The 26,724-nt window shown below is 75.5% G+C and carries 25 protein-coding genes and 1 pseudogene; 14 read left to right on the top strand and 12 right to left on the bottom strand.

What is annotated here, in order from left to right:
- Positions 1–14: 14 nt before the first annotated feature.
- Complete coding sequence (locus ACFPK1_RS11535; RefSeq protein WP_378021068.1) at positions 15–1,376, bottom strand: SLC13 family permease; 1,362 nt, start codon at positions 1,374–1,376, stop codon at positions 15–17.
- A 66-nt stretch (positions 1,377–1,442) separates the two neighbouring features.
- Between ACFPK1_RS11535 and ACFPK1_RS11530 the strand changes: the two genes are divergently transcribed.
- Both ACFPK1_RS11530 and ACFPK1_RS11525 read left to right on the top strand, forming a co-directional pair.
- Positions 1,443–3,113, top strand: a complete 1,671-nt coding sequence (locus ACFPK1_RS11530; protein ID WP_378021067.1) for a thiamine pyrophosphate-binding protein — start codon at positions 1,443–1,445, stop codon at positions 3,111–3,113.
- The gene (locus tag ACFPK1_RS11525) at positions 3,110–4,102 is read left to right on the top strand and encodes a substrate-binding domain-containing protein (RefSeq protein ID WP_378021066.1); all 993 of its coding nucleotides are present in this window, start codon (positions 3,110–3,112) and stop codon (positions 4,100–4,102) included. The genes ACFPK1_RS11530 and ACFPK1_RS11525 overlap by 4 nt, the downstream gene beginning before the upstream one ends.
- A gap of 126 nt (positions 4,103–4,228) precedes the next feature.
- Here ACFPK1_RS11525 and ACFPK1_RS11520 read toward each other — a convergent pair whose 3' ends face one another.
- Positions 4,229–4,633 carry a MarR family winged helix-turn-helix transcriptional regulator gene (locus ACFPK1_RS11520; protein ID WP_378021335.1) on the bottom strand — a complete coding sequence of 135 codons (405 nt, stop codon included), beginning with the start codon at positions 4,631–4,633 and terminating at the stop codon, positions 4,229–4,231.
- Positions 4,634–4,742: 109 nt separating this feature from the next.
- Here ACFPK1_RS11520 and ACFPK1_RS11515 point away from each other — a divergent pair, with 109 nt between their 5' ends.
- Positions 4,743–5,225: a VOC family protein gene (locus ACFPK1_RS11515; RefSeq protein ID WP_378021065.1), complete on the top strand. Its 483-nt coding sequence runs from the start codon at positions 4,743–4,745 to the stop codon at positions 5,223–5,225.
- Positions 5,226–5,229: 4 nt separating this feature from the next.
- Here the strand turns inward: ACFPK1_RS11515 and ACFPK1_RS11510 are convergent, their stop codons facing one another.
- From ACFPK1_RS11510 to ACFPK1_RS11495, 4 genes are all read right to left on the bottom strand, one after another.
- Positions 5,230–6,132: a DUF5996 family protein gene (locus ACFPK1_RS11510; RefSeq protein ID WP_378021064.1), complete on the bottom strand. Its 903-nt coding sequence runs from the start codon at positions 6,130–6,132 to the stop codon at positions 5,230–5,232.
- 17 nt (positions 6,133–6,149) lie between these two features.
- Positions 6,150–7,640: a S10 family peptidase gene (locus ACFPK1_RS11505; protein ID WP_378021063.1), complete on the bottom strand. Its 1,491-nt coding sequence runs from the start codon at positions 7,638–7,640 to the stop codon at positions 6,150–6,152.
- Between the two features lie 71 nt (positions 7,641–7,711).
- The gene (locus tag ACFPK1_RS11500; protein WP_378021062.1) at positions 7,712–8,887 is read right to left on the bottom strand and encodes a M24 family metallopeptidase; all 1,176 of its coding nucleotides are present in this window, start codon (positions 8,885–8,887) and stop codon (positions 7,712–7,714) included.
- Positions 8,888–8,964: 77 nt separating this feature from the next.
- Positions 8,965–9,318 (bottom strand): cupin domain-containing protein, encoded by a 354-nt coding sequence (locus ACFPK1_RS11495; RefSeq protein WP_378021061.1) that lies wholly within the window; start codon positions 9,316–9,318, stop codon positions 8,965–8,967.
- A gap of 89 nt (positions 9,319–9,407) precedes the next feature.
- Here ACFPK1_RS11495 and ACFPK1_RS11490 point away from each other — a divergent pair, with 89 nt between their 5' ends.
- The 3 genes from ACFPK1_RS11490 (at position 9,408) to ACFPK1_RS11480 (ending at position 13,077) form a co-directional block, all read left to right on the top strand.
- Positions 9,408–9,830 carry a cupin domain-containing protein gene (locus tag ACFPK1_RS11490; protein WP_378021060.1) on the top strand — a complete coding sequence of 141 codons (423 nt, stop codon included), beginning with the start codon at positions 9,408–9,410 and terminating at the stop codon, positions 9,828–9,830.
- A gap of 22 nt (positions 9,831–9,852) precedes the next feature.
- Entirely contained in the window at positions 9,853–11,328 is a 1,476-nt protein-coding gene (locus ACFPK1_RS11485; RefSeq protein WP_378021059.1) for a DJ-1/PfpI family protein, read from the top strand.
- A gap of 171 nt (positions 11,329–11,499) precedes the next feature.
- Positions 11,500–13,077: an ABC-F family ATP-binding cassette domain-containing protein gene (locus ACFPK1_RS11480; protein WP_378021334.1), complete on the top strand. Its 1,578-nt coding sequence runs from the start codon at positions 11,500–11,502 to the stop codon at positions 13,075–13,077.
- Positions 13,078–13,090: 13 nt separating this feature from the next.
- On the opposite strand, the gene ACFPK1_RS11475 is transcribed toward ACFPK1_RS11480, so the two are convergent.
- A complete protein-coding gene (locus ACFPK1_RS11475; RefSeq protein ID WP_378021058.1) occupies positions 13,091–13,561 on the bottom strand; it encodes a cupin domain-containing protein in 471 nt (156 codons plus the stop codon).
- 47 nt (positions 13,562–13,608) lie between these two features.
- Here ACFPK1_RS11475 and ACFPK1_RS11470 point away from each other — a divergent pair, with 47 nt between their 5' ends.
- Positions 13,609–14,055 carry a MarR family winged helix-turn-helix transcriptional regulator gene (locus ACFPK1_RS11470; RefSeq protein ID WP_378021057.1) on the top strand — a complete coding sequence of 149 codons (447 nt, stop codon included), beginning with the start codon at positions 13,609–13,611 and terminating at the stop codon, positions 14,053–14,055.
- Positions 14,056–14,105: 50 nt separating this feature from the next.
- Positions 14,106–14,448 (top strand): annotated as a pseudogene (gene fdxA, locus ACFPK1_RS11465) (ferredoxin).
- Here the strand turns inward: fdxA and ACFPK1_RS11460 are convergent.
- On the bottom strand, positions 14,423–16,678 hold the full coding sequence (locus tag ACFPK1_RS11460; protein WP_378021056.1) for a S9 family peptidase: 2,256 nt from the start codon (positions 16,676–16,678) through the stop codon (positions 14,423–14,425). The pseudogene fdxA and the gene ACFPK1_RS11460 overlap by 26 nt on opposite strands.
- 131 nt (positions 16,679–16,809) lie before the next feature.
- Here ACFPK1_RS11460 and ACFPK1_RS11455 point away from each other — a divergent pair, with 131 nt between their 5' ends.
- The 5 genes from ACFPK1_RS11455 to ACFPK1_RS11435 all read left to right on the top strand — a co-directional run bounded on the left by ACFPK1_RS11455 (position 16,810) and on the right by ACFPK1_RS11435 (position 22,663).
- Positions 16,810–17,442, top strand: coding sequence for a GOLPH3/VPS74 family protein (locus tag ACFPK1_RS11455; RefSeq protein ID WP_378021055.1), 633 nt, complete (start codon positions 16,810–16,812; stop codon positions 17,440–17,442).
- A 99-nt stretch (positions 17,443–17,541) separates the two neighbouring features.
- A complete protein-coding gene (gene helR, locus ACFPK1_RS11450) occupies positions 17,542–19,734 on the top strand; it encodes an RNA polymerase recycling motor ATPase HelR (protein ID WP_378021054.1) in 2,193 nt (730 codons plus the stop codon).
- On the top strand, positions 19,731–20,630 hold the full coding sequence (locus ACFPK1_RS11445; RefSeq protein WP_378021053.1) for an MBL fold metallo-hydrolase: 900 nt from the start codon (positions 19,731–19,733) through the stop codon (positions 20,628–20,630). Before helR ends, ACFPK1_RS11445 begins: the two co-directional genes overlap by 4 nt.
- Before the next feature lie 75 nt (positions 20,631–20,705).
- A complete protein-coding gene (locus tag ACFPK1_RS11440) occupies positions 20,706–22,223 on the top strand; it encodes an ATP-binding SpoIIE family protein phosphatase (protein WP_378021052.1) in 1,518 nt (505 codons plus the stop codon).
- Positions 22,223–22,663, top strand: a complete 441-nt coding sequence (locus ACFPK1_RS11435; RefSeq protein ID WP_465252221.1) for an STAS domain-containing protein — start codon at positions 22,223–22,225, stop codon at positions 22,661–22,663. Before ACFPK1_RS11440 ends, ACFPK1_RS11435 begins: the two co-directional genes overlap by 1 nt.
- 3 nt (positions 22,664–22,666) lie before the next feature.
- Here ACFPK1_RS11435 and ACFPK1_RS11430 read toward each other — a convergent pair whose 3' ends face one another.
- Positions 22,667–23,236 carry a hypothetical protein gene (locus ACFPK1_RS11430; protein WP_378021050.1) on the bottom strand — a complete coding sequence of 190 codons (570 nt, stop codon included), beginning with the start codon at positions 23,234–23,236 and terminating at the stop codon, positions 22,667–22,669.
- 45 nt (positions 23,237–23,281) lie between these two features.
- Positions 23,282–23,470: a helix-turn-helix domain-containing protein gene (locus ACFPK1_RS11425; protein WP_378021049.1), complete on the bottom strand. Its 189-nt coding sequence runs from the start codon at positions 23,468–23,470 to the stop codon at positions 23,282–23,284.
- A 77-nt stretch (positions 23,471–23,547) separates the two neighbouring features.
- Here ACFPK1_RS11425 and ACFPK1_RS11420 point away from each other — a divergent pair, with 77 nt between their 5' ends.
- Positions 23,548–24,348, top strand: a complete 801-nt coding sequence (locus tag ACFPK1_RS11420; protein ID WP_378021048.1) for an enoyl-CoA hydratase-related protein — start codon at positions 23,548–23,550, stop codon at positions 24,346–24,348.
- Here ACFPK1_RS11420 and ACFPK1_RS11415 read toward each other — a convergent pair.
- Positions 24,345–25,523: an acetyl-CoA hydrolase/transferase family protein gene (locus tag ACFPK1_RS11415; RefSeq protein ID WP_378021047.1), complete on the bottom strand. Its 1,179-nt coding sequence runs from the start codon at positions 25,521–25,523 to the stop codon at positions 24,345–24,347. The two genes, ACFPK1_RS11420 and ACFPK1_RS11415, sit on opposite strands and share 4 nt — an antisense overlap.
- A complete protein-coding gene (locus ACFPK1_RS11410) occupies positions 25,520–26,686 on the bottom strand; it encodes an acyl-CoA dehydrogenase family protein (RefSeq protein WP_378021046.1) in 1,167 nt (388 codons plus the stop codon). The genes ACFPK1_RS11415 and ACFPK1_RS11410 overlap by 4 nt, the downstream gene beginning before the upstream one ends.
- Positions 26,687–26,724: the final 38 nt, after the last annotated feature.

Here is a 26,724-nt window from a genome sequence, read left to right as displayed (position 1 = left end):
TCTGCAGAAGACACTCACGCCGCCGGCAGGATGAACGCCACCCAGCAGAGCACCGGCGCCACGAGGATGAGCGTGAGCCCCCAGGCCAGGAGCGTCCGGAACACCTGCGGGCGCCCCTCCTCCGGGGCGTTGGCGAGCGTCAGCGCGCCGACCGAGGAGAACGGCGTCGAGTCGACGACGGTGGCCGAGATCGCCAGCGCGACGATCACCCCGGCCGCCCCGATCTGCCCGCTGACCAGGAACGGCGCCGCGAGCGGGATGAGCACGCCGAGCAGCCCCGCGCTGGAGGCGAACGCCGAGGTGGCGGCGCCCACCAGGCACAGCAGGAACGCGACGAGCAGCGGCACGCCGAGCCCGGAGATGCCCCGGCCGACGGCGTCGATGGTGCCGTAGCGCTCGAGCGCCTCGACGTAGGTGACGACACCGCAGATCAGCAGGACGACCGACCACACGATGCGCTTGTCGGCACCCTTGACCCGCTCCGGGAACGCGAGGTGCAGCAGCGCGGCGCCGAGCAGCGCGAGGAACCCGATCTCGGCGCCGAACACCAGCGCGCCGACCGCGACGGCGACCACCACGGCCAGCGAGATCCACTGGTCGACCCGCAGGGCGGTGCGGGGCGCCGTGGTGGTGTCCGTGGCCGCCGCGGTCGCCACGGCGCCGTCGGGACGCGGCGAGGCCGGGGTCGGCGCCGGCGCGGCGCCCGGCCCGGAGCCCGCGGCGGCGACGGTGTCCTCGACCGAGCCCTCCGGCAGCACCGTGCGCCGCTCGCGCCACAGGCGCAGCCCGCCGAACAGGGCGTACGCGACGGCGCCGAGCACCAGGTTGGCGGCCAGGTTGCCGAAGAACAGCTGCGCCGGCGCGACGTCCAGCCCGGCCGCGCCCGCCGCCCGGTTGACGATCACCGCGAGCCCGTTGAGCGGCGAGAAGTTCCCCGCCGACGAGCCGTGGATGACCATCAGCGCAGACAGCCGGCGGTCGATGCCGTAGCGCTCGCCCAGGCCCATGCACAGCGGGGCGAGCATGGCGACGCCGGCCGGGCCGAGCGCGCCGGCCATGGTCGGGATGGCCGCGAACAGGAAGATCAGCCAGGGCACGAGCGCCGGCCGGTCGCCCAGCAGGCCGCAGGCCCGGTCGAGCAGCCAGGCGAGCGTCCCGTTCACCGTGACCAGCCCGAAGAGGTAGGTCACGCCGACGAGGAGCACGAACAGGTCGGGCGGGAAGCCGGACAGGAGGTCGTCGACGCTCTCGCCCGCCACCAGCGTCCCCACCAGGAACGTGGCGATGAGGGCGACGACGCCGATGTTGACCGGGCGCAGCGTGCCGATCACGAAGACCAGCACGAGCCCGAGGATCCCGATGGCGTGGACGGACACGGCGATCACTCCCGTTGAGCAGAAGTCTTCTCTGCGGTGAAGAAGAGTGTCTGGCAGGCTCGCGCCGTGTCAACCGTCACAGGACGCACCGGTGCCGACGTGGTCGTCGCCTGCCTGGCCGCCGAGGGCGTGGACGTCGTGGCCGGCGTCCCCGGGACGACGGTCATGGAGGTGATCGACGCGATCGCCCGTCACGACCGGGTCCGCTACCTGGCCACGCGCCACGAGCAGGTGGCGGGCTTCCTCGCCGACGGCCTCTCCCGCGGGGGCGGGCTCGGCGCGTGCCTCGTCTCGCGCGGGCCCGGCGCGGCGAACGCGGCGATCGCCGTGCAGAACGCCTACGACGAGTCGGTGCCGATGCTGCTGCTCGTCGGCCAGGTCGCCGACCGCGTCGTCGAGCGCCGCGCCTTCGAGGAGGCCGACGTCGTCGCCACCTTCCGGCCGATGAGCAAGTGGGCGGTCGAGGTCCGGCGCGCCGACCGGATCCCCGAGCTGCTTCAGCGCGCGGTGCGCACGGCCGTGACCGGGCGGCCCGGGCCGGTGGTGGTGTCGCTGCCCCTCGACGTCCTGCAGGACTCCGTCGACGACGTCGTGGCGCCGGCCCGGCGGTGGCGCGCCCACCCGCCCGCGCCCGACCCGGACGGCGTCGCGGCGGCGGCCGCGGTGATCGCCGACGCCGCCCGCCCCGTGGTGATCGTGGGCGGCGGGGCGACCGGTGCTTCCGGGGCGATGACCGCGCTGGCCGACCGCGCCGGCGCCCCGCTCGTGACCACGTGGCTGCGCCAGGGCGCCGTGTCCCACGACCACCCCGCGTACCTCGGCTCGCTGGGCTACGGCGTCCACGACGTCACCTGGCGCGCCGCCGCCGAGGCCGACGTCGTGGTGGCGCTGGGCTGCCGGTTCTCCGAGTTCAGCACCCGGCGCTGGACGCTGCTCGCCGACGACGTCCGGCTCGTGCATGTCGACGTCGACCCCGTCGAGCTGGGCCGCGTGTACGTCCCCGAGGTCGGCCTCGTCGCCGACGCCGCCGCCGGCGCGCGGGCGCTGACCGCCGCGCTGCCCGATCCCGCGCCCGAGCGCCTGGACCGGCGCAAGCGCCTGCGGGTGGAGTACGAGCAGGCGTCGTCCCCGGACTCCGCCCTGCTCGACGCCGACGACCCCCGCGGCGGGGTGAGCAGCCGCGCGGCCGTCGCCGCCCTCGCGCCCCTCGCCGAGCGCGACGACGTGCGGATCGTGCAGGACGCGCCCAGCTTCGGGCCGTGGACCCACCGCTACCTGCGCCTGCCCGAGCCCGGGCGGTTCTCGGGCTCCGCGGGCGGCGCGATGGCGTGGGGGCTGCCCGCGGCCATGGGCCTGACGCTGGCCGACCCCGCCCGGCGCGCGGTGTGCGTCAGCGGCGACGGCAGCTTCTGGATGGTGGCCCAGGACCTGGAGACGTGCGTGCGCGAGGGCCTGCCCGTGGTCAACGTCGTCATGAACAACAACGCCTACGGCAACACCCGCGACCGCCAGCGGCTCGCCCACGGGGAGCGCTACCTCGGCGTCTTCTACGGCAACGCCGACCTCGCGGCGTTCGCGCGGTCGCTGGGCGGGTTCGGGGTGCGCGTCGAGCGCGACGAGGAGCTCGCCCCCGCGCTGCAGGCCGCCCTCGACCAGGACCTGCCCGCGGTCGTCGACGTCATCCAGGACCCGATGTACGGGCTGCCGCCCGGCCTGGTCCCGCCGGCCTCGCGATGAGTCGCATCCCGGTCACGCTCGCCTGCTGGGACTACGACCGCACCCGCGCGCTCGAGGACGGCACGGTCGCCGTCGACGGCGTCGACCTCACCTACCTGCGCCTCCCGGTCGAGGAGACCTTCTTCCGGATGCTGCGCCACGGCGAGTTCGACGCCGCGGAGATGTCGCTGGCGTCGTTCGTGACGCGGTTCGCCGCGGGGGACGCCCCCTTCGTCGCGATCCCGGTCTTCCCGTCCCGCGCGTTCCGCCACCACGGCATCTACGTCCACACCGGCGCCGGGATCCGCGCGCCCGCCGACCTGGCCGGACGCGTCGTGGGCGTGCCCGAGTACCAGCTGACGGCGTGTGTCTGGATCCGCGGCATCCTCGCCGACCACCACGACGTGCCCGTGGCGTCGGTGCGCTACCGCACCGGCGGCATGCACGCCCCGGGCCGCGTCGAGAAGCAGGCGCTCGCCCTCCCGCCCGAGATCGACGTCGCGCCGATCCCGCCGGACCGCACGCTCGCCGACATGCTCGTCACCGGGGAGATCGACGCGCTCTACGCGCCGCGTACCCCGCGGCCGCTGCGCGAGGGGAACCCCGCGGTGGCCCGCCTGTTCGCCGACCCCCGCGCCGCCGAGGAGCGCTACGCCGCGGCCACCGGGATCTTCCCGATCATGCACGTGATCGTGCTGCGCGCCGGGGTGCACGAGCGCTTCCCGTGGATCGCGCGCTCGCTCATGGACGCGTTCACCCGCGCGAAGGCCGTCACCGAGGACCGGCTCGACGAGGTCGCGGCGAACCCGACGATGCTGCCCTGGCTCTACGACGAGATCGCCCGCGTGCGCGGCCTGCTCGGGCACGACTTCTGGCCCTACGGCCTCGAGGCCAACCGGCACGTGCTGGCCACGTTCCTGCGCCACGCCCACGAGCAGGGGCTGACCTCGCGGCTCCTGACGCCCGACGAGCTGTTCGTGCCCTCGACGCGCGAGGACCACGTGGTCTAGCGCTGGGCGCGGATCGTGCCCGGGGTGGCGCCGCCGCCGTTCTGGCGAAGGGCGCCCCTCGCCCATCTATCCGAGCGAAGGTGCCCTTCGCTCAGAATTTCACGGGCGCCGGAGCCGGCAGGAGGTTCAGGCGCCCCGCGCGGCGTCGACGCGCGCGAGGACCGCGTCGGTGACGGCCGCCCACGTCTCGACCTGCTCCTCGTCGAGGCCGTCGAACACCAGCGACTGCACCGCCTCGACGTGCGCCGGCGCCGCCTGCTCGATGGCGCTGCGGCCCGCGCCCCCCAGCACGACGAGGGCACCGCGGGCGTCGTCCGGGCAGTCCTGGCGCTCGACGAGGCCGCGGCGCTCCATCCGCGAGAGCTGGTGGGACAGGCGGCTCTTCTCCCACTGCAGCTGGTCGGCGAGCTCCTGGACGCGCAGGGGGCCGTCCCGCTCGCTCAGGGCGACGAGCACGTCGAAGTCGGACAGCGAGAGCCCCGAGTCGGCCTGGAGCCGCCGGTTGAGCTGGGCGTGCAGCCGCGCCTGCATCGCGAGGTACCCGCGCCATGCGCGCTGCTGGCGGTCGTCGAGCCACCGGGGATCAGCCACGCCACCATCCTAGTTGACGCGTCACCGATATGCGAGCAAGATAGGTGACATGTCAACCATCAGCGAGACCCGCGACCGCATCCGCGACACCTACCTCAAGCCCCTCGGCGGGCGTCCGGCGTCCACGGCGCGCGGGCTGCACCACACCGCGCTGGTGTCGGGCGACGTCGAGCGGACCGTGCGCTTCTACCAGGACGTCCTCGGGTTCCCGCTCACCGAGCTGATCGAGAACCGCGACTACCCGGGCTCGTCGCACTTCTTCTTCGACATCGGCCACGGCAACCTGATCGCCTTCTTCGACTTCCCGGGCCTCGACGTCGGCCCGTACGCCGAGGTCCTCGGCGGGCTGCACCACCTGGCGATCAGCGTCGAGCCCGCGCGCTGGCAGGAGCTCGTCGAGCGCCTGGCGGCCGCCGGGGTCGAGCACGAGGTGCACAGCGGGGTGTCGGTGTACTTCCGCGACCCCGACGGCGCGCGCATCGAGCTCATCGCCGACCCGCTCGGCGAGATGTACGGCCACCAGGTGCTCTGAGCCCCTACCGCTCGAGCGCCGCGCGGTCCCAGTCGCCGCGGTCGGCGGCCGCCTCGTAGGTGTCCTGGAGGAAGTCGAGCAGGGTGCCCTCGGGATCGGCGCTGGTGCGCACCGCCTCGTAGGGCAGCAGGAACTGCCCGCCCGCCTCGTAGTAGTACGCCTCGGACGGCCGCACGCCGTGCGTCGCGAAGCCCGGCGGCTCCGGGTAGGCGTAGGCGTAGAACGCGCCCTCCTCGCCGCCGCCCGGCCAGAAGCCGGCGCTGGACAGCTCGTGGGAGTAGCCCTCGACCATCACCCAGTCCCCGCAGTTCGGGGCGCCGCCGGGGTGCTCCGGGGCCGTGCGCCCCGAGAAGCGGGTGACGGCCATGTCGAAGCTGCCCCAGAAGAAGTGCACGGGGCTGACCTTGCCGACGAAGCGCGAGCGGAACGTCGACAGCACGCGGTCGGTCGCCACGAGCTGGCCCCAGAACCGGTGGGCGGCGTCGGCGTCGTAGCTCGCGTGCTCGGTGTCGTCCTCGAACGGGATCGCGCGCACGACCTCGACGGGGCGCGTACTGATCGGGATGTCGAGGCCCAGGCCGTCGAGCGCACGCCGGGTCTCCTCCCAGAACGCGGCCACCGGCTTCGGCTCGAGCGCCACCGTGCGCTCCTCGCCGCTGCTCACCCGGATCCGCAGCAGGTGGGCGACGAAGTCGAACTCGGCGTCGAACACGCGCCGCCCCCACGGCACCGACGAGGTCGTCAGCCCGCGCGGCGAGACGTAGAGCGGCACCTGCCACCAGTGGTTCACCATCGGGGCCGCGGCCAGACGGATCTTGCCGATCACCTGGGTCCACATGTGGAGGGTGTCCCGGGTGTCCTCCCAGTCGGCCACGCGCAGCGCCGGCCAGCCGTCCTCGGTGCTCATGGTCGAGAAGGTACGCGTCACGACGAGGTCGCCTCCGTGACGAACCGGGCGATCGCCGCGGTGAACTCCCGGCGGCTCTCGGTCCAGGCGTAGAACATGTGCCCGCCCTCGAAGTGGTGCACGGTCAGGCGCTCGGCCGTGCCGGGGTCGAGGCGCATGAGGTTGCAGAGGCGGTCGGTCGCGAAGTACGGCGTCTGCAGGTCATGGCGGCCGTGGGTGATGAACGCGCGCGTGTGCGGGTTCAGCGCCATCCCGTAGCGGAAGTCGTCGGTCGCGCCCGGGATCGGCTGGAGGTACACGCCGGCCGCGTCGTTCTTCCAGGCCGTGACCACCTCGACGTTGAGCAGCTTGTACTCGCGGTCGGTGTCGACGCCGATCTCCGAGCGCAGCACCCGGTTCACCCCCGCGGTGAACACCGGGCCGATGCCGGTCAGGGTGGGGTCGCCGCCGGTGAAGACGTCGCGGTCCGGGAACGGGTCGGTGGTCGTCACGGTCGCGTCGTAGCGGCCGACGACCTTGCCCTCGTCGCGCAGCAGCTCGCGGGTGAACTGCGCGACGCGCACCCGCCCGGCGACACGGGTGACGAACGCCGGCGTCAGCCCGAGCAGGTCGGCGAGGCGCTGCATCACGCGCTCGCGCTCCTCGGCGGGCATCGAGGCGCCGCGGGTGAGGAAGACGGCGTACTCGCCGGTGGCGAACTCCTCGGCCTCCCGGCGGACCTCGGCCGGCGGGGTCCCGGGACCGAACGCCCGCGACCGTCCGTGGTGGTGCGCGGCGAGGACCATCGTCGGGAGCACGTCGACCCACGGCACCACGTCGTAGTCGCCGCCCCCGAGCGCCCCGACGGCCAGGCTCGCGAACTCGAGCGCCGGCGAGATGAGGATGGACCCGGCGATCCCGATCTCGGCGCTCTCCTGCAGCACGCGGGTCAGCCGGCCGACGCGGTAGCCGCCGTAGCTCTCGCCGGCGAGGAGGACCGGCGAGCTCCACCGGCCGTTCTCGCTGAGCCAGCGCCCGATGAACTCGGCCATGGCCGCGAGGTCGCGGTCGGTGCCGAAGTAGGCGTTCGGGTCGGGGTCCGACTCGCCGCCCTTGTCACCGCCCTCCTTCTCGATCATCCGGCTGAACCCGGTGCCGACGGGGTCGACGAAGACGAGGTCGGTGAACGCGAGCCACGAGTCCTCGTTGGGCACGAGCCGGGGCGGCGGGGCCGGCATCGTGCCGTCGCCGGGGACGTCGACGCGCTGCGGGCCGAGCGCGCCGACGTGCAGGTACGCCGACGACGCGCCGGGGCCGCCGTTGAAGACGAAGGTGACCGGCCGTTCCTCGCCGGCGCTCGCGACGTAGGCGACGGAGAAGATCTCCGCGGTGGGCTTCTCGTCCTTGCGGAGCACGAGCCAGCGCGCGGTGGCCGCGTACTCGGCGCCGTTCCAGGTGACGGTCGTCGAGGCGCCCTCCGGCGGCTCGTGGGTGCTCGGTGCTGCCGACGCGGCCTCGCCGCCGTTCATGCGTCCTCCGGATGTCGGGGTCTCACGACTCCTGCCATCGAAGGGCATGCCGTCGCGGCACGGTCAAGCGGTCACAGCAACCGCTCCTCCACCGGCGCGTGGGAGATCAGTTCGGGGGCGCCGTCGGTGACGATGATCTGCTCCTCGAACTTGGCGCCGACCGACCCGCCGGGCCGGCCCGTGTAGCCCTCGACGCTGATCACCATGCCGGGCAGCAGCTCCCCGTCGTGGTGCCCGTCGACGACGATCGCGGGGTACTCGTCGGCGGCGCCGCAGCCGTGGGCGATGAAGGGGTAGCGCAGCTGCCGGTACGGCGCGGGCAGCCGCGGGCCGAGCAGCTCGCCGAGCTCGCGGAAGCTGCGGCCGGCGTGGAACTCGGGGATCGCCTCGTGCACGAAGTCGTGCGCGGCGCGGTAGACGTCGCGCATCTCGCGGGTGGGGGCCGCGTCGCCGCAGACGTAGCTGCGCGAGATGTCGGTGAGGTAGCCGTGGGGGCCGACGAGGTCGGTGTCGAAGGCGACCATCTCGCCGTCGCCGACCACCCGGTGGGTCGCCTCCTGCATCCACGGGTTGGTCCGCGGCCCGGAGCTGAGCAGGCGCGACTCGGCGTGCAGCGCGCCGTGGGACACGGTCTCCTGCGCGAGGACCGCCCACAGCTCGAGCTCGGTCAGGCCCGGCTTCATGCGCTCGAGGAACCCCGTGACGGCGACATCGGTGAGCCGGGCGTTCTCCCGGTGGATCGCGAGCTCGGTCGCCGACTTGACCGCCCGCGCGGACTCGATGGCGGGCACCGCGTCGACCACCCGGCGCCCCAGCGCCGCCAGGGCGAGGAACACGACGGTCTCGGCCCGGTCGACGCCCAGGGGCGCGTCGCCGAGACCGCGCGAGCGCAGCTCGTCGTCCACCGCGGCCATGGCGGCTGCGGCGTCGGCGGCGCTGTTCGGGCCGGAGCCGAAGAACGTGAAGGCGTGTGCGGGCCGGATGTCGCCGTCGGGCCAGCGCTCGCGGGCGACGTGCATCGCCTCCGCGGACTCCCAGAGCACCGGCGGCGACTCGGCGAACACCAGCGCCCAGCGGTACGAGCAGTGCAGGTTCGCCACGAGGAACGGGCCGTCGCAGGTCACGTAGCGGACGTTGCCCGGGTCGAACAGCACCGCCGCGGCGATCCCGGCGGCGGCGAGCGAGGCCTGCGCGCGGGCGAGCCGCTCGGCGTTCAGCGCGGGGACGTCGACCGTGAACGCCGTCATGCCGCGCATCGTGCGGCCGGGAACCCGTCACGTCCATCGACGTCGGAGACACCTCACCGTGTACGTCGCGTACACGGTCAGCCCTGGATGTGGGCGACCACCTTCGCGAGCTCCGCCGACGGCGAGAAGTCGACGTACTCGCAGTCGGTGACGGCCTCGGGGGCGTGGCCGGGTGTCCAGTAGAACGCCTGGCCCGCGGTGTAGTCGTGCGTGCCGTCGGCCGTGTGCATGCGCAGGTGACCCTTGATCATGTAGCCCCAGTGCTCGCACGGACAGAGGTCGTCGGGCAGGCCGGCGAGCGCGGGCCGCAGGTCGGTGCCCGCGGCGAACGTGAACCAGCCGGCCGTCAGCTCCCCGGTCTCCACGGCGCGCACCTCCACCCCCTCGCCCTCCAGCGCGACCGGCAGTGCCGAGTGCTCGATGGCCTGCATCTCCGTCTCCTTCCGCCGATGCGGCCAGTGGAGGCGCACCGGAGCCCGAGGGGTAGAGGCGGGAAGTACGTACGCCGCACGCTGGGCCCATGAGCGAAGCGAGCATCGAGCGCGCCGGCGAGGGCGGTTACCCCTACCTCCTCCACGAGGGCGAGGCGCCCGTGGAGATGCAGTGGTACTTCCGCGAGCAGACGCGGCTCCCGGTCGCGGTGCACCGCTGGGTGTTCCCGCCCGGCGCCACCGAGGGCAACCACGTCCACCCGCACGACCACCCGCTCGACGAGCTCTACCTGCTCGTCACGGGCCGGGCGACGATGACGCTCGGCGAGGAGCGCGTCGAGATGGTCGCCGGGGACGCGCTGCTGGCCCCGGCGGGCGTCGAGCACGGCGTGCGCAACGACGGCCCGGAGCCCGCCGAGTTCGTCGTGGTGTGGGGCGAGCCCGGCGCCGGCTTCGACTGGAGCCCCTACGGCACGGGCCGGGCCGCCGAGGAGGCCGCGGCGGGGTCGTGACCCCGAGGGTGACTTCCGGCAGATGGCGGCACGGCGGCCGGCGGCGACGCTCGGCGGCATGCGCCTCCGCACCGTCCTCGCCCGCCTCGCCGTCGCCCTGCTGATCCTCGCCGTGCCCGCGGTCGGCGCGGCGATCGCCGCCCCGGCGACGTTCGCCGCGATCTACGCACCCGGTCCGCCCCGGGCGGTGCCCCCACCCGCACCGCTCCCCCACGACCCGACGAGACCGACGGCGGTCGTGGTGCTCGGGCTCGAGGGCACCGAGGTGTCCGACGTGCTCGCGCCCTACGAGGTGCTCGCCGCCACGGGCCGCCTCAACGTCTACACGGTGGCCGCCGAGCGCCGCCCGGTGACGCTGACCGGCGGCCTCGACCTCGTCCCCGACCTGTCGTTCGACGCCCTCGCCGCGCTGGTCGGCGTCCCGGACCTCGTCGTGGTCCCCGCGATGGCCGACGTCGGCGAGCCGACCGACGCCCCGGTCGCCGCCTGGCTCCGTGCGCAGCGGGGCGCGCAGTACCTCGCGATCTGCAACGGCAGCGGCGTGCTCGCCGCGTCCGGGGTGCTCGACGGGCGCACCGCCACCGCGCACCGGCTGGGCCTCGCCGGGTTCGAGGCGCAGTACCCGGCGGTGCGCTGGGTGCGCGGCGAGCGCGTGGTCGACGGCGGCGACGTCGTCTCCACCGCCGGCGTGCTGTCCGGGATCGCCGGCACCCTGCGGTTGGTCGAGCACCGGTTCGGGCCGGAGGTGGCGGCGGGCGCCGCGGCGGCGATCGGCTGGGACCCGGCGCGCGGCGACCTGCCGCTCGCGAGCGGCCCGGCCGTGCCGGGCCCCGCCGCGGTCGTCAACGCGGGCTTCCGCTGGCGGCCCGCGTCGCTCGGGGTGCTGCTCACCGACGGCGTCGGGGAGGTCGAGCTGGCGTCGGTGTTCGACGTCCACGGCGGCCAGTCGCTGGCGGCGCGCACGACGGCGCTGTCGCCGGACGGCGGTCCGGTGCGCTCGCGCCACGGCCTGGTGTTCCTGCCGCGCGGCGACGTCGGGGCCGCCGCGGGCCTCGACCGGCTGCTCGTGTCGGGTCACGGGCCGGCCGTCGCCGTCCCGGGCGGCGTGACCCCGGTGGCCGTCCACGCCGGATCCGGCTTCGCCTACGACCAGACGATCACCGACCTCGCCCGCACCACCGACGTCGCCACCGCCCGGTGGACCGCGACGACCCTCGAGCTGCCCCTGCAGGGGTCGGCGCTCGAGGGCCCGGCGTGGCCGTGGGCGCCGACCGCCGTGCCGGTGGTGCTGATCGCCGCCGGCGGGCTGCTGTGGGCGCTGGTCGCGCGTCATCGCGCTCGCGGCCGTACCGGCGCCACGAATGCGGCGGAGCGATCGGCGGGGACGCTGCGGCCGCAGTCCTCGATCACGGACCGGTGCGGTCGTGGGCGACGGCGGCGACTGGCCGCGCTGCGAGAGGGGCCCGAGCAGGGAAATCGGGTCGCGCCGGGCCCGTAATCTGGCAGCCATGTGTCCCGCCCTGTGGTCCGCGAGGCTCCGCACCGCCCGCTGACGGCGGCGCCCTCCCGACCCGACCCGCGCCCGCCGTCCCGGTGTCCTTCCCGGGCGGCGCTCCTCGTGCTGCCCGGCTCGATCCCGAGCTGCGGAGCCCGTGTGCACTCCTCCGAGATCTTCTCCCCCGCCGTCCTCGATCTGGGGGACGGCGCCCACATCCGCGCCGAGCACGTCGGCGTCACCCGTGGCGGCCGCCGCGTCCTGCACGACGTCACGGTCACCCTGTCGCCGCGGTCGCGGCGGGCGATCGTCGGCGAGAACGGGCGCGGCAAGACCACGCTGCTCCACGTCCTCGCCGGCCTGCTGACGCCCGACGAGGGCCGGGTGACGCGCGTCGGCACGATCGGCGTGGCCCGCCAGGAGCTCGCCGCCGCGGCCGGCACCACGGTCGGGACGCTGACGACGGCCGCCCTGCACGCCTCCGTCACGGCCCTGGCCGCCCTCGACACGGCGACCGCCGAGCTCGTGGACGGCGTGGACGGCGCCGGCGACCGGTACGCGGCCGCGCTCGACGCCGCGACCCGGCTCGACGCGTGGGACGCCGAGCGGCGGGTCGACGTCGCGCTCGAGGCCCTGGGTGCGTGTACCGACCGCGAGCGCGCGCTCGCCACCCTGTCGGTGGGCCAGCGCTACCGCGTGCGGCTGGCGTGCCTGCTCGGCGCCCGCCACGACCTGCTGCTGCTCGACGAGCCCACGAACCACCTCGACGCCGGAGGGCTCGCGTTCCTCACCCACCGGCTGCGGGAGCACAGCGGCGGGCTCGCCCTGGTCAGCCACGACCGCGCGCTGCTCGACGACGTCGCCGACCGGTACCTCGACCTCGACCCCAGCCGCGACGGCCGACCCACGTCCTCCGCCGGCGGGTACGCGGCCTGGCAGCGGGCCCGGCGCCGCTCCCGCGAGCGGTGGGCGCAGGACCACGCCGACCAGCAGGACGAACGGCGCCGGCTCACCGAGGCGGTCGGGCAGGCCCGCGACCGGCTCTCCACCGGCTGGCGCCCGGACAAGGGCACCGGTCGCCACCAGCGCCAGTCCCGCGCACCGGGCGTGGTCCAGGCGCTGCACCGCCAACAGGCGGCGCTCGAGGCGCACGAGATCACCGTCCCGCCGCCGCCGTCGACGTTGCGCTGGCCCGAGCTGGGCGCCCGCCCGGGGACGACGCTGCTGCGCGCCGAGGACGTCACCGTCGCGGGCCGCCTCGACGAGCCGGTGTCGCTGGTGGTCGGCGCCGGGGACCGCCTCGTGGTCACCGGCGGGAACGGGGCGGGCAAGTCGACGCTGCTCGCGGTGCTCGCCGGGCAGCTGGCGCCGACCACGGGGCGCGTCACGACCGGGGCGCGGCTGGCGCTGCTCACGCAGGAGGTCCCGCCGTGGGAGGACGCGGACCGCACCCCGCACGAGCTCACCGAGGGGCTCGACACCGTCGGGCTCCTCGACCGCGACGCGATGCGCACGCCGGTGGGGCGGATGTCCGAGGGTCAGCGCCGGCGCCTGCATCTCGCGCTCGCGCTGGGCCGGCGCCCCGAGGTGGTCCTGCTCGACGAGCCGACGAACCACCTCTCGGCGACCCTCGTCGACGAGCTCACCGCCGCGCTGCGCGACACCGGCGCCGCCGTGGTCGTCGCGACCCACGACCGGCAGATGCTGCGCGACCTGGCCGATTGGCCGCGCCGGCACCTCGGGAGGGGGTGACGAGCCGTCCCGTTCAGGTCGTCGCGGGCACCGGCCCCAGCATCTCGATGCCGTGCCGCTCGGCGACCTCGAGGACGTCCTCCATCCGCGGCTCGCCCCCGGCGGCGAGCGCGTGGGCCTCGCGGGTGAACTCCTCCATCGGCCCCGCCGGGGCGTGGACCCCGAACGCGATCGCCTCGACGTCGGACTCGTTGCGGATGGTGTGCGGCGTCCCGCCGGCGAGCGGGACCACGTCTCCGGGCCCGGCCACGAGGCGCTCGACCGGATCGGCGCCCACGTAGAACGTGAGCTCACCCGAGATCACCGAGTAGATCTCGCTCGGGTCGTGCCGGTGCATCACCGGCGGGCCGCCGCCCGGGGGCATGCGCAGCTGCACGGCGAACAGCGCGCCGCCGTTCTGCTCCCCGCTCGCGATGACGACGATCTCGTCGGTGCCGAGCCGCAGGCACTCGCACGCGGCAATGTCGACAGGTAGCTTGTCCATGTCACTAATTCAGACAGGAGGCTTGTCGAATGTCAAGACCCCGGCCCGTGACCGACGGGCGCGAACGCCCGGTCAACCTCGCTGTACTGATGCGCGACGGGTTCGCCGCCCTCAACGGTCGCGTCCTCGCGCGCCTCGCCGAGGAGGGCCACGGCGCGGTGCGGCCGGCACACAGCGCGGTGTTCGAGTTCCTCGACGAGACGGGGACGACGGTGAGCGCGCTCGCCGAGCGCGCCCAGATGACCAAGCAGGGGATGGCCGAGCTGGTGCGGCACCTCGAGGACCACGGCTACGTCACCCGGGAGCCCGACCCGGACGACCGGCGCGCCAAGCTCGTGATGCTCACGCCGGTGGGCCGCGAGGTCGTCGGGATCGCGCAGCGCCTGGTGCCCGAGCTCGAGGCCCGGGTCGCCGACCTCGTGGGCGCCGAGCGCGCGCAGGCCCTCCGCGAGGATCTGACGGTGATCGCCCGGCTCGGCGCGACCGGACCGTGACGTTCTACAGTCTTGCCACGTATCGTGCAGGTTTTGTAGATTCTGGGACCATGCCGTTCGTCATCGCCGACCCCTGCATCGACGTCACCGACAAGTCGTGCATGGAGGAGTGCCCGTCGACTGCATCTACGAGGGCGCCCGGAAGCTCTACATCAACCCCTTCGAGTGCATCGACTGCGGCGCCTGCGAGCCCGCCTGCCCGGTCGAGGCGATCACCGAGGACCGCCACGTCGCCGAGGGCAGCGAGGCCTTCGTCGACGACAGCGCCGCGTTCTTCACGATCGTGCTGCCGGGCCGCGAGGAGGCGCTCGGCGAGTACCCGGCGGCGCCCGGGGCGTCGGCGCGGTCCCGGCCGACACCGAGCTGGTCACCCGCTTCCCGAGCCGGGGATAGGGAACGGCGCGAGCCGGTGCCGGGGCGGCTCGGTGCCGTGCAGGTGGCGGACGAAGAAGTCCCAGGTCCGGCGGGTCGCGTAGTGCCGGCGGCCGAGCAGTGAGTGCTCGACACCCGGGATGATCAGCATGTCGACGTCCTTCTCCGCCGCGATCAGCGCGTCGACCAGCCGCAGCGCGTGGAACGGGAGCACGTTGTCGTCGAGCTCGCCCTGGATCAGCAGCAGCCTGCCCCGCAGGTTCGCCGCCAGCGCCGGGGTCGACAGGGCCTTCCGCGCCTCGTCGTCGACCGCGCCGTGGTACCACTCGATCCACATCGGCACGTACCAGCCGACGTCGTGGTTGCCGGCCGACGCGACGCCGACCGTGTAGAAGTCCGGGTGGGCGAGCATCGCCCGCGCGGTCGCGAACCCGCCGCCGGAGTGCCCGGTGATCCCGACCCGCTCGGTGTCGATCCACGGGTGGCGCAGGGCGAGCTCGCGGATCGCGGCGACGTGGTCGACCAGCGAGCCGGCGTCGTCGAGCGCGCCCCACGACGCGTCGTGGAAGGCCTTGCTGCGCCCCGGCGTGCCCCGCCCGTCGACGGTGACGACGGCGAACCCCAGCGCGGCGAGCGCCTCGGCCTCGCCGGGGACGACGGTGTCGAAGCCCGGCGCGGACCGGTGGACCTGCGGGCCGGGGTAGATGCAGTCGATGACCGGGTAGCGGCGGTCGGGGTCGAACCCGTGCGGCCGGTGGAGCAGCCCGAAGATCGGGGTCGTCCCGTCGGCGGCCGTGACGCGGAACCGCTCGGGCGGCTCCCAGCCCAGGGCCTCCAGCGCGCTGGTGTCGGGGGCCTCGAGCTCGACGACGACCTGGCCGTCGCCGCCGCGCACCACCGACCGCGGCGGGGTGGCGACGTCGGAGGCGCGGTCGAGCACGTAGCCGCCCCCGGGCGGGCCGACCGCGTCGTGGTCGAGCGCGTCGTCGGTGAGGCGGGTGAACCCGGTGCCGTCGAGGCCGACCCGGCAGATCTGGCGCACGTAGGGGTCGTCGTCGACGAGACCGCCCGCGAGGAACACCACCTGCCGGCGCTCCTCGTCGACCCACAGCACCCGGCGCACCAGCCACTGGCCACGGGTGACCTGCTCGACGGCGCCGTCCGGGCCGTAGAGGTACAGGTGCCCCCACCCGTCGCGCTGGGACCACCACAGGACCTCGCGGGTCGCGAGCACGTGGACCATCGGCGTCTCGCCGAGCACGGGGGTCGGGTCGACGCGGGTCGCGCCGCGCTCGCTGATCAGCGTCGTGAGCTCCCCGGTCGACGGGTCGAGGCGGCGCAGCTCGAGGGTCAGCACGTCGCGCGAGCGGTGCACGAGGTGCACGGCGTCGCCCTTGTCCCCGGTCCACCACGCGGTCACCAGGGCGCCGGGGTGCAGGAGCGGCTCGGGGTCGGACTGCTGGACCACCGCGGTGCGCGCGGACACGTCGAGCACCACCCACGCCAGCGTCGCCTGGGCCTCGTCGCCGGGCATCGGGTAGCGGACGCGGTGCGCGACCGGACGGCCGCCGCCGGCGGGCGACGACTCCACGAGCACCTGCTCGGGCAGGTCGCGCTGGTCGATGCGCGGGACGAGCAGCCGGGTCGAGTCCGGCGACCAGTGCACGATCAGCGGGTCCAGGCCGAACCGGCGCATGAGCATCCCCGAGTTCAGCGGCTCGGGCAGGAAGCCGTAGCCGTGGTCGGGCTCGGCGTCGTCGGTCAGCGCGACCTCCTGCTCCCCGTCGCGCGAGCGGACCAGGATGTCGCCGTCGCGGCGGAACGCGACCCACGCCCCGTCCGGCGACGGGACCTCGCTGGGGCCGACCTCGGGCTCGTCCACGCGGACGCAGGTCCCGGCCCGGTCCGACCACTCCCACAGGGCGTCGAACGCCGAGAACCGCACGGCGTCGGGCTCGGCGCCCTCCCGCCGGACCTCGAGGTCGATCGCCGGGAACGGCAGGTCGTCGGCGGCCACGGCCCGGCCCGCGGCCACGGAGAGCGCCGCGGCGAGCCGGTCGTGGTCGAAGGCGTCGCGGCGGGTGCCCTCGCCCGGGTCGACCACCAGGAAGCGTGACCCCGCGCGGTACCAGAAGCGCGTGCCGCCCGCGCACCACTGCGGGTCCACGGCGGCGCCGGGCACCCGGCGCGCTCGGTACGGGGCCAGCATCTGCTCCGCGCGGGCGTAGTCGGTGTCGTGCAGCCGGGTCACGGTGCCTCCCTGGTCTCGGGGTCGTCGGCACCGACGGGACACCCGGCCGTCGCGGCACACTCAAGCCCGCCGCCGCGGTGATCCGGGCCACGCTTGACCCTGCCGCGGCGGCAGGGTGTCGGCTGACGTCCGTGCTGCCCCAGCAGATGCTCCTGCTCGCCCACGACGCCCGCCGGGATCGCCTCGACGTGGCCAGCACGCTGGTGCGCGGCCCGTTGCTGCGCGCCGCGGCGGTCGCCGAGCTGGCGCTGCGCGGGTCCCTGCGCGCGGCCGGCGGGTGGGTCGAGCGCGTCGCCGGAGCGCGGCCCGGCGACCCCTTCCTCGCCGCCGTCCTCGACGCCGTCCCGCACGACCGGCCCCGGCGCTGGCTCGACGTCGTCGACGAGGACTGGCACCGCGCCGAGGACGCCGTGCTCGACCAGCTGGCGGCGGCCGGGACGCTGCGCACCCGACGGTCGCGGACCTGGAACCTCTTCCCCGTCCGGCACGCGGTCCTCGCCGAGCCGGCGCGCGCGCAGGCGCTGCGGGACCGGGTGCGCGACACCGTCCTCGGCGGGCACGACCCGGCCGGGCTCCCGATCGGCGACGCGGTGCTCGCCCTGCTCGCGGCCGACGGCGGCGTCGCGAGCACGTTCGACGTCCGCGAGCAGCACCGCCACCGCGACGCGTTCCGGGCCGTCGCCCACCGCGTCGAGTCGCGGCTGCCCGGGCTGCGCGAGGGGACGCTGTACGCCCTCGCCGCACGCCGGGCCGCGGCCTCGTGACGTGCCCTCCCGCCGTGACCAACGTATAGCGGCGCGGGGGACTTGCCGCAAGACCCGGGTCGTTCCGCACACTGCTGCACCTCGCGACCGAGGAGGCCCGTGACGGACCAGGAACTGCAGGACGAACGGCGCTACGTGTCCGGGCTCTACACCCGGCTCGACGCGGCGCGCACGCAGGCACGCGACGACCACCGGAGGGCGCTGCGGGGCGACGGCGAGTCGCCGATGGAGCGCGACGTCAGGGTCCGGGCCACTGCCGCGCAGGTCAGGCGGCTCGATGTCGCCGACGACGGGCTGTGCTTCGGCCGGCTCGACGCCGTGGACGGCGAACGCACGTACGTCGGGCGGATCGGGATCCTCGACGAGGAGGACGAGTTCGCGCCGTTGCTGACCGACTGGCGAGCGCCGGCGGCGCGACCGTTCTACACCGCCACCGGCGCCCATCCGGAGAACATGCGCCGGCGCCGCCGGTTCCACACCCGCGGGCGCCGGATCACGGCGTTCACCGACGAGGTCCTGGGCCGGCCGGGGAGCGACGACGCGCGCGACACCGACGCGGCGCTCCTGGCTGCCGTGAACGCGCCGCGCGGCGCGGGCATGCGCGACATCGTCGCCACGATCCAGGCCGAGCAGGACGAGATCATCCGCCTCGACCACCCGGGCGTGACCGTCATCGAGGGCGGCCCGGGCACCGGCAAGACCGTCGTCGCGCTGCACCGCGTGGCCTACCTGCTCTACACCCAGCGCGAGCGGATCGAGCGCCACGGCGTCCTCGTGGTCGGTCCCAACCCGGCGTTCCTCGACCACATCGGCCAGGTGCTGCCGTCCCTGGGCGAGTCGGACGTGGTGTTCTCCACCCCCGGCGACCTCGTCCCGGGCCGGCACGTCACCGCCGAGGACGGGCCGGTGGCGGCGCGCGCCAAGGGGTCGCTCGCGATCCTCGACGTGCTCGCCGCCGCGATCGCCGACCGCCAGGAGCTGCCGCCCGAGCCGGTGGAGATCGAGCTGTCGGACGTCACCGTGCGCATCGACGCCCCGACCGCCGAGTGGGCCCGCGAGGAGGCGCGCGCGACCGGGCTGCCCCACAACGAGGCGCGCGTGACGTTCCGCGAGATCGTCGTCTACGTGCTCACCGAGCGCGCGATCGGCCGGATCGGCCGGGGCTGGCTGACCCGCGACGACGCGGCGGCCCGCGAGGCGATCCGCACCGACGTGCTCGACGAGCTCGCCGAGCACGAGGGGTTCGCCGCCGCCCTCGACGCGCTGTGGCCGGTCCTCACGCCCGAGGACCTGCTCGGCCGTCTGTACGCGTCGCCCGAGCGGCTGCGCGCGGCGGGCGCCGACCCCGCGCTGTGGCGCGCGGACGGCACCGCCTGGACGGTGTCGGACGTCCCGCTGCTCGACGAGCTCGTCGATCTGCTCGGCCACGACCCGACGGTCGTCCGGGCGCAGGAGCGGGCGGCCGCGGCCGAGCAGGCGGCCGCCACCGAGTACGCCGCGGGCGTCATGGAGGTCCTGACGCTCGACCGCGAGGAGCTCGACGAGGACCTCGGCTTCTCGATCGACGACCTCACGCACGCCGGGGTGCTCGCCGACCGGTTCGTCGCGGAGGACACCCGCCCGCTCGCCGAGCGCGCCGCCGCCGACCGGGACTGGACCTACCGGCACGTGGTCGTCGACGAGGCCCAGGAGCTCTCGGCGATGGACTGGCGGGTGCTCATGCGCCGCTGCCCGGCGCGCGCGTTCACCGTCGTCGGCGACCTCGCCCAGCGGCGCTCCCCCGCGGGCGCGATGTCGTGGGGCGCGATGCTCGACCGCCACGTCGCCGGCCGCTGGATGTACCGGTCGCTGACCCTCAACTACCGCACGCCGGCGGAGATCATGGCCGTCGCCGCCGCGCTGCTCGCCGAGTTCGCGCCGGACCTCGCCCCGCCGGAGTCGGTGCGGGCGAGCGGCGTCGCGCCGTGGTCCCGGCAGGTCGACGGCGACGAGCTGACCGCGGCGATCGAGGAGTTCGTGGCGGCCGAGGCGCCGCGCGAGGGCACGAGCGTCGTGATCGGGCCGGCCGGGGTCCCGGGGGCCGTGGCGCCGGCGGGGACCAAGGGCCTGGAGTTCGACGCGGTGCTGGTGGTGGAGCCCGGGCGCATCCTCGCCGAGGGCCCGCAGGGCGCCGCCGACCTCTACGTCGCCCTCACCCGCGCCACCCAGCGCCTGGGCGTCCTGCACCGGGAGCCCCTACCGGCCGTGCTCCGTGGCCTGACCGAGGTGACCGCTGCCAGGGTGGGCCGGTGAGCACCCGAGCGAGCACCCTCGACTGGTACGGCTGCGCCACGTTCCGCCTGCGGACCGCCGAAGGCCTCACGGTGTGGCTCGACGCGTACCTGGACCGGGTCCCGGACGCCGAGCAGAGCGGGGTCACGGTCGACGACGTCACGGCCGCCGACTGGATCCTCGTCGGGCACAGCCACTTCGACCACCTGTGGGGCGCCGAGCGCATCGCGGCCCGGACCGGCGCGACGGTCGTCGGCTCCTACGAGTCCGTGCGCGTCCTCGCCGCCGCCGGCGTGCCCGAGGAGCAGCTGATCGCGGTGGGTGGCGGCGAGCGGGTCGCCCTGGACCCGAGCACGTCGGTGCGGGTGCTGCCGGGCCTGCACTCGTGCGTGTGGTCGTCGCAGCCGATGCCGCCCGCCGACGAGGTCTGCCTCGGCGAGACCGGGCTGACACTGCAGGAGCGCAGCGAGCGGATGCGGGCGCTCTGGGCGGGCTTCGGCGCCATGGGCGACGACGTGCGGGCCCACATGCAGGCCGCCGACCAGGGCGAACGCGGCGACGGCGGCGCGCTGGTGTTCGTCGTCGAGACCTCCGGGGGCAGCCTGCTGTTCCAGGACACCATCGGCTGCTGGAGCGGCGTGCTCGCCCGCGAGTCGCCGGACGTCGCGATCCTCGCGGTCGCGGGCCGCGGCAACCGCGACGGCGAGCCCGTCCAGGGCACCACCGCCGACTTCGTCGCCGAGCAGGCCGCCGCGCTCGGCGCGCGCACGGTCGTGCCCTGCCACCACGACGACTGGCTGCCCGGGTTCTCGCGCCCGATCGACACGGCACCGGTCCGCGCCGCGATCGAGCGCGCGGCCCCGGGCACGTCGCTCGTCGACCTGGGCTACGCGTCGGGGTACGAGCTGTTCCGGTAGTCCGGCCACGGGCGCCACGGGCCCGTCCGTCGATCCGCACGTGTGGGGAGCGCGCGGGCGGGAGACGCTGGGGGCATGGCCGAAGACGGTCCTGTCGAGCAGCCGGCGGGCACCCCCAGCGACGTCGTCGCCGCGTTCGAGGACATCCCCGCCGTCCTGTGGGCCTTCGAGGGGCCCGAGCACCGTGTCGTCGCCGCCAACCGCGCGGCGCGGGCGAGCATGGGCTTCCGGCCCGGCATCGTCGGGCGCCCGATCCGGGAGGTCGCGCCCGAGCTCGAGGGCCAGCAGGTGTTCGAGACCCTCGACGAGGTGTGGGCCCGCGGCGAGCCGGTGCTCGGCGACGAGCGGCGCATCCTCGTCGACCGCGACGGCGACGGCCGCCTCGAGGAGGACTTCTACTCCTACACCTTCGTCCCCACCCACCACGCGGACGGCTCGATGCGGGGCATGACGGTGCACATCGGCCGGGTCACCGACGAGGTGCTGCGCCGGCGCGACGCCGAGACCTCGGCGGCCGAGTCGGAACGGCGCCTGCACGCCGCGCAGGACGTCGTGCTCACCCTGCAGCGCTCGCTGCTGCCCGCCGCCCTGCCCGTGCTGCCGCGGGCCCGCCTCGCCGCGCGCTACGTCGTCGCCGGGCAGGAGCTCGCGGCCGGCGGCGACTGGTTCGACGCGGTGCCGCTCGCCGACGGGCGGCTGGCGGTGGCGGTCGGCGACGTCGTGGGCCACGGCGCGGCGGCCTCCGCGGCGATGGGCCGGTTGCGCGCGGTCGGCGCCAACGCGCTCGCGGCCGACCGCGGCGTGGCGGGGACCCTCGCCGAGCTGGACCGATTCGCGGCCCGCGAGCGCACGACCCGCGCGGCCACCGTGTGCGTCGCGGTGCTCGACCCGCGCACCGGCGAGCTCGAGCTCGCGGCGGCGGCGCACCCGCCGCCGTTCGTGGTCACCGCCGGGGGCGCCGCCCGCTGGATCGACGTCGCCCCCGGCGCCCCGCTGGGCACCGGGGCGCCCGTCCCGACGCCGACCGTCGCCCGGCTCGACCCGGGGGACGTGCTCGTCCTCTACACCGACGGCCTCGTCGAACGCCCCGGCCACCCCCTCGACGAGGGCCTCGAGGCGCTGGCCCGCACCGCCGTCGCCGCCGGCCACGAGCCCGTCGAGGACGACACGACGGTGCCCACCGCGCAGGTCGACCGCATCGCCGCGCTCACCGTCGAGCGGATGGGCTGGACCGGCGGCGGCGGCACCGACGACGCGACCCTGCTCGCCGTCCAGCGCACCGCCGAGGCGACGGCGCCGCTCGCCCTCGACATCCCCGCCGACCCCCGGGGGCTGCGCACCCTGCGGCGGGGGCTCGACGCGTGGCTGGACGCGGCCGGGATCGGCGAGGACGACGCGGTGGCGCTGGTCCACGCGGCCGGCGAGGCCGCGACGAACGCGATCGAGCACGCCTACCCCGAGCCGCCCGCGGACGGCGTCGGCGTCCGCCTCACCGCCGCACTCGACGACGACGGGTGCGTGACGGTCACCTCGCCGACGGCGGGAGCTGGCGGCCGCCGGCGGACGACCCGGGCGGTCGCGGGCGAGGTCTGATGATGATGCGCGGGCTCGTCGATCGGGTCGACGTCGCGCCCGGGCCCGAGGGCACCACGGTGACGCTGGCGACGCCCGCCCGGCGCGACGTCCTCGTGGGCACCTACGGCGACGACACCGCCGCCCTCGCCCGCGCCACCGGCGAGGACCTCACCACCGAGACGCGGGGCGACGTGCTCGCGGTCGCCGGGCCCATCGACACCGGCACCGTCGAGCGCTTCCGCCACCGCGTGCTGGAGGACGCGCGGGGAGGGGCCCGCAAGGTGACCGTCGACCTCGACGGCGCCTCGGTGTTCTCGAGCGCCGCGGTGCAGGCGGTCCACGAACTGCGCCGCGACCTGCCGGGCCTGCGCCTGCACGCCGCGGACGGCAGCGTCGCCGGGCGGGTCCTCGCCCTCACCGGCCTCGACGACCTGCTCGACCCGCCCGGCGCGCCCTGACGGTCAGCCGTTCCCGGCCGTCTTCCCCAGCTGCCGCTCGACGGTCGTGCGGTCGCGGTGGTCCCGCTCGTGCTCGAGGGCCCGCTGCGCGGTGTCCGGGTCCATCCGCCGGGCCTTCTTCACCGCCTCGTCGGCGGTCATCTCGTCGAGGTGGGCGCCCTGGCGCTCCTTCTTCGCCGCGTCGGTGTTCGGGACGTCGCCCTGCCCCTGCGCCGAGCCCTTCCGCTTGCGCTCGCGCGTCTCCTCCTTCTCCTCGTCCGACATCTGCTCCCACGCCTGCTTCGGCAGGTAGCGGTCGGTCCCGCCGTCCCCGCGCGCGTCGGTGGAGCCGTCGGCGGTCTGCCACTCCTCGTCGGTCCACTGCTCGAGGCTGCGCTGGGCGTCCGTGGGCCGGTCGGGGTGCCGGTAGCCACCGCCCTGCTTCTCGTACTCCTGGGTGAGCATCTGGCTCTTGCGCGCCGACCACGTGCCCGGCGCCCCGCCCTTGTCCGACGCCTTGAGCTCCTCCTTGAGCCGCTCCCGCAGCTCAGGATGGGTGTAGTCCTGCGCGTAGTCCTGTGCGCCCTTGGCCATGGCCGCGGTTACCCACGACGCGGCGTGCTGCCCCGGGGACGACGATCAGGTCGTCCGGGGACGGCTCCCGCCCCGAGGACGCAGGGTGACGCCCGCGTCGAGCAGCAGCCGGCGGACGTGGCCGAAGCTGCGCCCGGTGTCCTCGGCCAGGCGCATGAGGCTCGCGCCCGCCGCGTAGCGCTCCACGACGTACCGCGCGAGCGCTGCCCGATCTCCCGACACCGTCGTCGACACTGGCATCTCCCTTCGTCGGTCGCGCCGACACTAGGCACGAGCGGACGCCGGTTCGGTGAACCGTCCAGGATTGAGACATGACCTCCCTCTGGCCGGAGCAGCCGGCGCCCACCGAGGACGAGATCGCCGCCCGCGTGCGGACCGAGCGCCGGGGACACGTCCTCGCGGTGTCGATGACGCGCACCGACAAGCGCAACGCCGTCGACCCGGCGATGACGGCCGCGCTCGACCGCGCCCTGGACACCCTCGACGACAACCCCGACCTGCGCTGCGGGGTCCTCACCGGCGGGCCGTCGGTGTTCTGCGCGGGCACCGACATCGCGGTGGGGCCCGGCGCGCCCACCCCGCGGGGCGGCAACTACGGGGTCGTCGCGCGGCAGCGCACGACGCCGCTGGTCGCCGCGGTCGAGGGCATCGCGTTCGGCGGCGGCTTCGAGATCGTGCTGGCCTGCGACGTCGTCGTCGCCTCGCGCACCGCGCGGTTCGGGCTCCCGGAGGTCGGGCTCGGGCTGGTCGCCAACTGCGGGGCGCTCTTCCGCGGGCCGCGCGCGCTGCCGCCGATGGTGGCGCGCGCGATACTGCTCACCGGCGACCCGCTCTCCGCCGAGCGGGCGTACGAGCTGGGGCTGGTCACCGAGCTGGTCGAGCCCGGCGCGGCGCCGGAGCGCGCCCTCGAGCTCGCCGGGCGGGTCGCCGCGCGCTCCCCCGTCGCCGTGCGGGCGACGCTCGCCGCCCTCGACGCCGCCCTGGGCGACGCCGATGCGCAGGGCTGGGCGGACACCGACACCGCGGTCGCCCGAGTGATCGACAGCGAGGACCGCGTCGAGGGCGTGACCGCGTTCTTCGCCAAGCGCCCGCCGGTGTTCCCCGGGCGTTAGAGCCCTTCGCGGTGCTCCGGCGCGGCGATCGCCCGCAGCCGCCGGGCGCGGTCGCTCTCGGGGCATCCGCGCAGGTGGGCGACGCCGTGCTCGGTGACGACGGCGTCGACGTCACCCCGCGCGGTGGTGACCGGCCCGGACAGGGACGCGACGATCGTCGAGCGCCCGCCGGCGGTGGCGCGCAGGGCGATGATCGAGCGCGCCCCGGTGCGCGCGGCCGCCCCGGAGAAGTCGGCCTGGCCCCCGACGGCCCCGAGGCGGCGACCGCGGACGGACTCGGCGCCGACCTGCCCGCCCAGGTCGACCTCGAGCGCGGAGTTGATCGCGACCAGGCGCCGCAGCCGCGCGAGGACGCCCGGGTCGTGGGTGTGGCTCGGCGGCCGGAACACCACGGGCAGGTCGGGCACGCGCGCGTAGAGCTCCGCGCTGCCGATCGCCGTGCCGGTGACGAGCAGCCCGCGGTCGACCTCCTGGCGCGCGCCGGTGATCACGCCCCGGTCGACGAGGCGGAGCACGCCGTCGGTGAGCATGCCGCCGTGGAAGCCGAGGTCCCGGTGGCCGGCGAGGCCGGCGAGGATCGCGGTGGGCAGCGCGCCGACGCCGATCTGCACTGTGTCGCCGTCCTCGACGAGCCCCGCGACGTGCCCGGCGATCGCCGCGTCGACCGCGTCCGGCGCGCGCTCGGGCACCGGGGCCGGCGGCCGGTCGGTCTCCACGGTCGCCGCGAACCGCGTGGGCGGGATGCCCGGGGTGCCGGCGGTGCGCGGCATCCGGTGGTTGATCTCGGCGAGCAGCACGCGGGTGTGGGGCACGGCGTCGGCGGCGTAGTCGGCGCCGATCCCGAGCGAGCACGTGCCGTCGGGCCCGGGCGGCGACACCTGGACCAGCCCGACGTCGGTGGGCAGCAGGCCCTCGGCGAACAGGCGCGGCAGGGCCGAGTAGTGCGCGGGCACGACGTCGAGCCCCGGCGCCGCGCGCAGCTCCCCCAGCGCGCCGTACGAGGTGAGCGCCAGGCCCGCGGGCGGCGTGCGCAGCCGCGCGTTGACGGTGAGCCCGCAGAACGCGCGCACCGGCACACGGGAGTCCAGCAGCGCGTCCACCAGCGGCGTCGCCTCCGCGCCGGCCTGGCCCCACCAGACGCCGTCGCCCGCGCGGACGTGGTCGGAGATCCTCAATACGACCGCTCGAGGCCCAGCACCGACTGTGCCAGGTAGTTCAGGGCCATCGCCTGCGGCAGCGGGGCGAGGCGCTGCAGCCGGGCCTCGCGGAAGTAGCGCTCGACGTGGAACTCCTCGGCGTAGCCGAAGCCGCCGTGGGTCTGCACCGCGGTGTCGGCGGCGAAGAACCCGGCTTCGGCGGCCACGAACTTGGCGGTGTTCGCGGCCTCCCCGGCCGGGTCGCCCCGGTCGATCCGCCAGGCCGCCTCGGCGACGACGAGCGCCGCCGCGTGCAGGCGCGCGTGCGCCTCGGCGAGGGGGTGGGCGACGGCCTGGTTGGCGCCGATGCTGCGCCCGAACACCCGGCGTTCCTTCGCGTACGCGACCGCGCGGCGCAGCGCGGCCCGTCCGGTGCCCAGGGCCTCCGCGGCGATGAGGACGCGCTCGGCGTTGAGGCCGTCGAGCAGGTAGCGGAACCCGCGCCCCTCCTCGCCGACGAGGTCGTCGCCCGACACGGCGAGCCCGTCGTAGGACACCTCGCACGACGCGACGGCGTTGCGGCCCATCTTGGGGATCGGGGTGATCGTCACCGCCGGGTCGCGCAGGTCGGCCAGGAGCAGGCTCAGGCCCTCGGTGCGGCGCGCGACGTCGGCGGCCGGCGTGGTGCGCACCAGCAGGAGCACCTTCTCCGACTCGAGCGCCTTCGACGTCCACACCTTGCGGCCGTGCACCCGGTAGCCGTCACCGTCGCGCACGGCGCGCGTGGTGATCGCCGTGGTGTCGAGGCCCGCGTCCGGCTCGGTGACGCCGAACGCGACGTGCAGGTCGCCGGTCGCGACGCGGGGCAGGTAGCGGGCGCGCATCTCCTCGCTGCCGTGCAGCACGACGGGATGCATCCCGAAGATCGACATGTGGATCGCGCTCGCGCCGTTCATGCACGCGCCCGACGCGGCGACCTCCTCGAGCACGATCGCGGCCACGGCGATGCCCTGCCCGCCGCCCCCGTACTGCTCGGGGATCGCGATGCCCACCCAGCCGCCGGCGGCCATGGCGTCGTAGAACGCCCGGGGGAACGTGCGGGTGCGCTCGCACGCGGCCCAGTAGTCGTCGTCGAAGGCAGCGCAGAGGTCGCGGACGGCCTCCCGGACCAGACGGTGGTCCTCGGGTTCGCGGAAGTCCACCCCGGTCACGCTACGGGCTGCGGCGTCGCGGGAACGCT

It is taken from the genome of Actinomycetospora rhizophila (genome assembly GCF_042657905.1).
Classification (GTDB): domain Bacteria; phylum Actinomycetota; class Actinomycetes; order Mycobacteriales; family Pseudonocardiaceae; genus Actinomycetospora; species Actinomycetospora rhizophila.
The sequence above is the reverse complement of the archived record's forward strand: the minus strand, read 5'-3'. Positions and strand labels throughout refer to the sequence as shown.